Origin of the sequence: Psychrobacter sp. FME13 (assembly GCF_014861395.1) — a bacterium.
Classification (GTDB): Bacteria; Pseudomonadota; Gammaproteobacteria; order Pseudomonadales; family Moraxellaceae; genus Psychrobacter.
This window is the reverse complement of the sequence record NZ_RRYV01000133.1, coordinates 1-8,572: the sequence shown is the minus strand read 5'-3', so window position 1 is coordinate 8,572 and position 8,572 is coordinate 1. Positions and strand designations below refer to the sequence as shown.

At 41.4% G+C, this 8,572-nt stretch carries 6 protein-coding genes; 1 reads left to right on the top strand and 5 read right to left on the bottom strand.

Annotation, left to right across the window (positions count from 1 at the left end; genetic code table 11):
- From EI164_RS12685 to dnaB, 3 genes are all read right to left on the bottom strand, one after another.
- Window positions 1-442 (bottom strand): transposase (locus EI164_RS12685; RefSeq protein ID WP_192520313.1); only part of this gene is annotated, 442 nt, incomplete at its 3' end.
- 72 nt (window positions 443-514) lie between these two features.
- Entirely contained in the window at window positions 515-1,216 is a 702-nt protein-coding gene (locus EI164_RS12680) for an IS1 family transposase (RefSeq protein ID WP_192520312.1), read from the bottom strand.
- Between the two features lie 186 nt (window positions 1,217-1,402).
- Window positions 1,403-2,806, bottom strand: coding sequence for a replicative DNA helicase (gene dnaB, locus EI164_RS12675; RefSeq protein WP_192520311.1), 1,404 nt, complete (start codon window positions 2,804-2,806; stop codon window positions 1,403-1,405).
- 347 nt (window positions 2,807-3,153) lie between these two features.
- On the opposite strand from dnaB, the gene pdxA reads away from it, so the two are divergent.
- A complete protein-coding gene (gene pdxA / locus EI164_RS12670) occupies window positions 3,154-4,245 on the top strand; it encodes a 4-hydroxythreonine-4-phosphate dehydrogenase PdxA (RefSeq protein ID WP_192520314.1) in 1,092 nt (363 codons plus the stop codon).
- 212 nt (window positions 4,246-4,457) lie between these two features.
- Here pdxA and EI164_RS12665 read toward each other — a convergent pair whose 3' ends face one another.
- Window positions 4,458-6,245, bottom strand: a complete 1,788-nt coding sequence (locus tag EI164_RS12665; protein WP_192520310.1) for an aspartate:alanine exchanger family transporter — start codon at window positions 6,243-6,245, stop codon at window positions 4,458-4,460.
- 9 nt (window positions 6,246-6,254) lie between these two features.
- Entirely contained in the window at window positions 6,255-7,634 is a 1,380-nt protein-coding gene (locus EI164_RS12660; protein WP_192520309.1) for a glutamate decarboxylase, read from the bottom strand.
- Between the last annotated feature and the right edge of the window lie 938 nt (window positions 7,635-8,572).

Genomic DNA, 8,572 nt, shown 5'->3' with positions numbered 1-8,572 from the left:
AGTTATGTTTTGGATGAATATCATAAAACAATTTAGATAAGTCATTTTCCATCCAGCCTTGGCGTAGAAACTTCACTTGAGCCCACTTCTTCTCGATAGGATTTAGATCAGGGCTGTAGGGTGGTAGCCATAGAACACGATGACCATGTCTATTCAGTAGTTTTTGAATACGCTTATTTTTATGAAAAGCAGCATTATCCATGACAAGTACGCATTTTCTCTTAAGCTTTGGTATCAGCGTGAATTTGCACCAGTGATAGAAAACCTCTTTATTGATGTTGGTCTTTAAGCAATCGAGCGCAAACAGCATTTTGCCATAGAGCGCACCAATGACGTTGGTTCTATCTTTGGCTTGCCAGTTATAACGGTCAATGCAAGGGCTACCGATGGGTGCATAGCCACAAGGACGCATCGTTTCACTTTCAAAGCCACTCTCGTCCATATAGACAATAGCAAAGCCTTGAGCAATGTAGTGGTTAAGTTTTTTGGTGGTGTTCTAAAAAGTATGCTGGCATCAGACGTAGCCATAATTGATGTAAAAGAACACCAAATCAAACACTTTAAAATGATTATCAAGCTTTTTTGAGAAGCAACAAGTCTTTCTAACCGCTCGTCTTAATCGGTGTCTAAGGCGACAGTTATTACCCTCTATACCTATGGTATGCTGTTTGCCAACCTGTTTGTGATCACCTTTAAAGGCGGTTTTAAAGCTATCCCAGTTGTCCATACTGATAGAGCCATAGCTTACTTTAAGTTGCTTTAAACGTGCTCTTAGCTTCTTAGCTGTTTTTAAGTCACGTTTGCCCCAGACATAAGCGACAATCTCATTAGTAGCACGGTCATAAGCGTAGATAAGCCAGACTTTACGCTTCTTGCGATACACGTAAGTCCAGAACTCATCAACCTCTAAGCGTTCATAGTAGCGCTTCTTAGGCGCGATCTTATAAACAGATGAGCCTATAGTACTAAGCACTTTACCAATACTAACTGAGGCTATAATAGCAATATCTCTAACACCGCAGCCTCTAACTGTCATGAGCCGTATAAGCTCTTCCACTTTAGAGTGACAGCCGTTATAAGTTAATGCATGGTCGCCAATAAACTGACGTTTGCAGTCCTTACATTGATAATTCTGCTTGCCATAGCTTTTTTTGCCATTTTTCTTTAAACTGGGACTGTGACAGTCGGGGCAGCTGATATCTATTTGTGTCTTCATAACCTCAAATATATCATCTTGCTTTGGCTGTCACCCTCCTTTATTTCTTCAGCATACTTTCTGACACACCACCGAATTATGAAGTTATAAAGCCAGTACCGCATTAATCGAGCTAATGCAGCACTGGCTATTTTGTTAAAAAGTACTTATTAGCTTATGATTAAGCCTTAGTCTTTATAAAATTGGTTACTCATCATTCTCATAACTGACGTTTTGATAGTATTCTGGCGTTAGGTTAATAAAGCGGGTAAATTGCCCTTCAAAGCCCAAACGTATGGTGCCGATAGGGCCGTTACGCTGTTTACCAATAATGATTTCAGCCACGCCTTTATGATCTGAGTTTTCATTATAAACCTCATCACGATAGATAAACATAATCAAATCGGCATCCTGCTCAATTGCACCCGATTCACGCAAATCCGACATGATAGGGCGCTTATTAGGACGGTTTTCTAGACTGCGGTTAAGCTGCGACAAAGCAATAACAGGGCATTCAAGCTCACGTGCTAGCGCCTTGAGACTCCGTGAAATCTCAGAGATTTCTCCAACACGGTTGCCATCTAAGTTTGGCACTTTCATCAACTGGAGATAATCGACGACGATGGCGCCAAGTTTGCCATCATGATTTTTGGCGATACGGCGGCAGCGTGAACGCATCTCAGAGGGTGGCAGCGCTGTACTATCGTCAATATAAAGGTGCTTAGATTGCAAGTGTTGAATGGCGTTCATCATTTTTGCCCATTCGTCTTCATTCATTTGCCCAGAACGCAGATGCGTCTGATTAATCGCGCCCCATGAGGACAGCAAACGCATGACGATAGACTCAGCAGGCATCTCCATCGAAAACACCACAACAGGCAGATCTTCATTGAATAAAATCCCTTCCGCCAAGTTCATGGCAAAGGTGGTTTTACCCATAGAAGGACGGGCGGCCACAATGATTAAGTCGCCTGCTTGTAGACCTTGCGTTTTATTATTTAACTCAGCAAACGGCGTTTGTAAACCAATCATGCCATCGGGATTGGATTTTAGCTCTTGAATCTTATCAATAACGTTGGTCAAAACAGCAGTAATACCCACAGGTCCACGCTGTTCGGCGCGTTTATTATGTTGCTCATTGATGCTAAATATCTTACCCTCAACACTGTCTAAAATATCACTGACGGTCTGGTCTTTAGGGTTATAGGCGAGCGTGAGCATCTCATTGCCAGTCGTAATCAATTGGCGTAGAGTAGATAACTCACGTACGCGCTGGGCATAGGCGGTCAGGTTAAACAAGGTCGCAGGGCTTTGGCTCAAAATATCTGCCAAGTAGCTATCGCCGCCTGCACTTTTAAGGAGTTTTTGTGCTTCTAGCCAGTCGTGTACCATGACCGTATCGTAGGGTTCATTCACTGCCGCTAAATGGGCAATAGCATCAAAAATATACTGATGTCGCCCTGCATAAAAATCATCTTTGGTAACGATATCAGCAATCTTGTCGTACGCCTCTTCGATACTCATTAAAGACGCGAGTAATGCCTTTTCAATATCGATATTGTGCGGCGGTGTCTGATTGAGTAAGTCGTCGGTTTTTTCGTTGTCTGCCATGAGTGCCTAATGTGTCAAAAGTCGATATAAAAGAGGGTGTAAATGGGTATTTGATATAGGAGTTTAATTGGGTGCTGATACAGCAAATAAAACGCCACGCGCCACTATAATTGAAGTACCAAAACCTGATCTCGGTGTTGACTGGTAAATGCTATAATGAAAAGCGAAAGTTTAACACATAATGTGCTTTTTTCGGCACCGATAGACAACTATCTATCCTCGATGAGGATTATGATAAGTCAAAAATTATCTATACAATATAAGTGTCAGCACTTATTTTTCCCATAAAAAATACAATAAAATTCAAGACTTAATATGAATATAAAGGCGTAGTTACTATGCAAGATATACAAAAAAAATTGCCACTATTAATCACAACTGGTGAGCCTGCTGGTATTGGGATGGATATCGTGCTGCTATTAGCGGCTGAGGGTAAATTGCAGGATTTTGAACGCCCAGTTTGGGTCACCGCCGATAGCACCGCTATGACAAAGCGCTCAGATGAGTTGGTTGCAGCTGGCGTGCTGACAAATTCACCTATCTGGCAAACTATTGATATGGATGCCAACGACTTTAATTTTAACTTTTTAGAGCAGATGTCGCAGCAAAATACTGACGTTGATAGTGCTTTTATTCTGCTTAATATATCTTGTGCTGAACCAGTTGTTTGCGGGCAAATTAATACGTGCAATTCGGCAATGGTCGCCAAGCAGTTAGACATTGCCCATCAGTTGGCAACTAATAAAACAGTTGCTGCTATCGTCACTGGACCATTGCAAAAGTCCGCACTGATAGATGCTGATATTAAACTGCTCGATGGCACTATGTTTAGCGGTCATACAGAGTTTTTTATGCAGCAAAGTGGCTGTGATAAAGTCGTCATGATGCTCGCCAATCAAGCAATGAAAGTTGCGCTCGTCACTACGCATTTAGCGTTAAAAGACATTCCTGCTGCCATCACCATGGATAATGTACGGCAAACGGTACAAATTGTCATTGATGATATGCGAGAGAAGTTTGGCTTAATACAGCCACGTATTTTAGTCTGCGGTCTCAATCCACATGCAGGCGAGGGCGGGCATTTGGGTACGGAGGAGATTGAGATTATCAATCCCGTGTTACACGAGTTTATCAAAGCAGGCGTCGATATATCAGAGGCGATGCCAGCGGATACGTTATTTACCCCAAGGCATTTAGCGAACTGTGACGCAGTGATTGCCATGTATCATGACCAAGGGTTGCCAGTGCTAAAGTCGCACGGTTTTGGTGATACGGTCAACCTAACCTTAGGACTGCCTTATATTCGTACCTCTGTCGATCATGGCACGGCGCTAGATTTGGCAGGACGCGGAGGTGCGAGCGCGACGAGTTTATACCAAGCACTACTGATGGCTAATGAGATGGCGGATAAGTTGCTTATTAATAGACCTTTTGCATAATTCGGTGACTTAGCAAAATTTATGATGCAGTATTGGATAACTTTAGTGTGAGCCATGACTATTTGGCCTAATATGAGAGGTTCAATTATATCAGTCTATTTTAAGTGGTCTATTAATTGATTTAGAGGTCAGTTTTAATGGTTCCGTTGGGGGTATGCTTTCAATAGACGGATTTGAAATCATCTTTGGCTACTAACTTCAGTCCTAAAAACTCAAGATAAAATTATTGAGATATAACCACCAATCAAAGCTAAAACGGTCGTAAGTGCATAACTGACAGGATAAGGTATAGCAGCGACTGAACTTTTTGACTCTTCCATAATGGCATTTAGTCCAGGTGTACTATTTCTAGCGCCAGTTACGGCACCATCAGCAATAATTGAGTTAAGTTTAAAGAATTTCACCCCTATCCAGAAGGCAACGAGCGGTGGTATTAACGCACCTGCTATTCCGATTACTGCTAGCCATAATAGAGTATCACCATGTAAGGCTGTAATGACTTTAGGCCCAACATTGGCTGCTAAAACCGCTACAAAAACGTTTAAACCAAAATCTTGCAAGAAGCTTCTGGCGCCTTCATGTATTGGACCACCAAACTCAGGGTTACGACTGCGAAAATAACTAACGGCAATCCCAGCAAGAATACAACCTGCTGAAGTTCCTAGTGCAAATGGGATACCTGCAATTCGGACCGTTATAATACCGACTAAATATCCAATAACCATCGCAACGGCGAGATAAATTATTTCAGACTTCATGGTTGGTAATATTACTCGTCCTCCCAATCGTTTCCCTGCCATTTTTAAGGCCACATCCGGACCTGCCAATCTAATCACATCTCCGAAAGAAATCTGTGTTTTAGGACCTAAAGGGATTTCATTACCTGCTCTAAATAAAGCTTGAACCGTGACGCCTCCTATTCCAGACTCGCTGAGGTCATGAATATTTTGACCTGAAATATCATGAGAGCCAATATGAATATCTGCAACTTCTATAGGAACATTGCGGGCCAATTGATCATCAGATTCAGGTCCGATAAGCTCATTGTCTACAAAAATCAAATCGTGAATATTGGCTCTAACTGTAACGATATCGTTCAGTTGAACGATAGGATCATCTGATAACTCTATAATCGTGCCATTTCTAACCAAACGTAAGATAGGCGCTTGCGGATATTCTTTGACTAACGCTGAGATGCTTTTGCCAAGAATGTTTTTGTGAGTCACATAAAAGGCGCGTAAATCATACGGTGAAAAACCCAGCGTTAATGCCTGAGGTGCTCCAGGTAAAGGGTCTGTCGCACCGCCATTATAATCAGCTTCAGCAGCTTTAGCCTCTTCAGCAGAGTTGTAACCAAAAATCTTAGGTAAATAGCGAATGAGTAAAATGATACCAACAGTGGATAGGACATAGCTAACGGCATAGGCCGCGGCCATATTAGCACCAACTTCTTCTGCTGTTATCCCTGACGGTGGTATATAGGCGCCACTCGATAAAGCGCCTTGCCCCACTCCTAGTATGGCCGTTATGGTATAGCTGCCAGAGATAAGTCCTGTTGCGTATCCAGGTGCTAAACCTGCAAACTTTGCCCCAAAAAAGCAGATAATCCAGTTTAGTGACCAGACAATGACGCCAATACTAATGAATGCCAAACCGCCTTTTTTTAATCCAGAAAAAAACTGAGGTCCAACTTTAAGCCCTAACGCATACATAAAGAGGAGCAGCATAAAGGTTGAAAGAACCCCCGGTATGGCATAAGTAATACCATAAACAGATTGTGCAATCATCGAAAGCACAACCCCCACCAGCAAAGTACCTGCTGTTGACCCTAAAGAGATATTCTTGATGCTACGATTACCAATATAAGTACCTACTGCTAATGATAACAAGATAAATACTATGGGCTGAGTATCAAGTAGTTGAAAAAATCCATGTAAGCCTGAAGCAGTAACAGGCTCTATCTTATCGAATATTTGACCGACTACAGTAGGATGACTCATAACGCTCTTCTATGTGTGATGAAAGGTACGAGTAGAGCTAGAATGTGAAACTGGATGCGCTTTATAGTATTCAACAGCTGCTTTAATATCACGCAATAACAACGCTGCCATATCTCGACTGATACCATGACGAATTAGAATACGTTGAATGACGGTATCCTGACGATCATTTGGTAGTGGATAAGAGGCTATTTGCCAACCATGCTGGCGAACTTTGTCAGATAAATCATAGAGATTAAAACCCCAGTCTCCTTCTTTTAAGGTGTAACTAAGGGCGGGTAAACCACCTCGTCCATCATAAAACATTTCGAATGGACCTAACTTTGAGATTTCATCTGCTAACCATTGAGCGGTATCTACACAGGCTTGTTGAACACCTCTATAACCATCAAATCCTAATCGTAAAAAATTATAGTATTGCGCAACAATTTGACCACCTGGTCGAGAAAAGTTAAGCGCAAAGGTTGCCATGTTTCCACCTAGATAATCTACATAGAATATCAAGTCTTCTGGCAAGTCTTCTTTTGAGCGCCAAACCACCCAACCGACACCTAGTGGTGCTAAACCATACTTATGACCACTGGCATTAATAGACTTCACTCTATCAATACGAAAATCCCACTCAAGGTCAGGTTGAGTGAAAGGTGCTATGAATCCACCCGAAGCGGCATCTACATGAATAGGTATGTCCCATCCTTTTTCGTTTTGAATCTTATCTAGCTCTTTCGCCATAGCAGCGACATCTTCATACACACAGGTGTAAGTCACGCCTAATGTAGGAACGACGCCAATGGTATTCTCATCAACATAGTCTTTTATTTTTTCGGGATTTGTACCAACCTCATTACCTTCAAGTGGAATTTGGCGAAGTTCAACATCAAAATACCGCGCAAATTTATGCCAACAAATCTGTACCGGCCCAACGACCAAATTAGGTTTTGAAGTATCTAATCCTGCTGATTCACGTTTTTGACGCCAACGCCATTTCATGGCTAATCCACCAAGCATGCAAGCCTCTGATGAGCCAGTAGTTGAGCAGCCAAGGGTAGTCTGAGATTGTGGACTATTCCATAAATTCGCTAAGATATGAACACAACGCGCTTCAATCTCAGCAGTCTGTGGGTATTCATCCTTATCAATCATGTTTTTATCGACACATAAGTCCATGAGGTCATGAACCTGATCTTCCATCCATGTCGTACAAAATGTAGCCATATTCTGCTTGGCATTGCCATCGAGGAGTAGCTCGTCTTTTATAAACTGGGCAACAATTTCTGGCTGGGTACTTTTTTGAGGCAACTGAAATTTATTGAGTAACGTATTACTCATTGGATATTCATAAGCATCTTCGCCAATAGGATCTACCCGTTTTCTGTTATGTAAAGGCATAATCTAACGCTCCATTATGTGATTGAAACATCATTGTTTGTGTCGACCTAAATATATTAGACGCCTCTGAAAGTTCAAAATATGTTGTTTTATTGTTAAAAATAGTGATTTATTATCTTAAACAAATGTTTAAGTTGTCTAACTAAATTAAGTACTATATGGAACTCTAATCAAAAATTGTTAAATAAGCCTATGGGCTAGCATGACAGCAGCCTCACAATGGTCTTTGAACTTACAATATTTTGTTCAAGCGCTCATAATGGCCGGTCTTGGAATTGTCGGAGACTTAACACTGTAAGAGATTATGATGAAAAGAGTAAACCGTACCTCTAAAATCAGATAAAGCGTTGTTAGTATACTTATGGAAGCATCAAATCACTCCACCACCACAGGGATAGCCATTTAAGCCATTGTCTCTAAGATGGAGGTCTCTGAGACCCTTTTAGCATGGATTTTCAACGGTTATATAAGCTTAAAGGTTCGATGAGTGAACTAAAGAATTTGAACGTGAGAATAGAGAGATAAAGTAAGACAAAAAAATAATCCGAAAAGTCGTTATTTTTTTTGCCTAGACGAGCAAAATACTACTATCAGGGCTAAACCGCGTCTGAAGGTGTCGTAGTTAATTAATTTGAGACAACGACTAATATGCTTAGATTAAGGCTTACCTTAAATTTATGGTGGTGTGTCAGAAAGTATGCTGGGGAATAAAGGAGGGTGACAGCCGAGGCAAGATGATATATTTGAGTAGATATCAGCTGCCCCGACTGTCACAGTCCCGGTTTAAAGAAACCCCGATATTAACAACGTCACCTAAGGAAAGTAAACTTCATACCTCAGTCTTCTACACTATATAAATAGTAGCATATAGAGCTTTCTCGACGAGACCATCCCGAATTCTGTGTAACTGCCGTTTAGATTAAATGCTTGCTGATACG

Bases quoted from the DNA above. Each gene is read 5' to 3' on its own strand.
- EI164_RS12680 (WP_192520312.1), bottom strand. From the start codon at position 1,216: ATGAAGACACAAATAGATATCAGCTGCCCCGACTGTCACAGTCCCAGT.
- dnaB (WP_192520311.1), bottom strand. From the start codon at position 2,806: ATGGCAGACAACGAAAAAACCGACGACTTACTCAATCAGACACCGCCG.
- EI164_RS12665 (WP_192520310.1), bottom strand. From the start codon at position 6,245: ATGAGTCATCCTACTGTAGTCGGTCAAATATTCGATAAGATAGAGCCT.
- EI164_RS12660 (WP_192520309.1), bottom strand. From the start codon at position 7,634: ATGCCTTTACATAACAGAAAACGGGTAGATCCTATTGGCGAAGATGCT.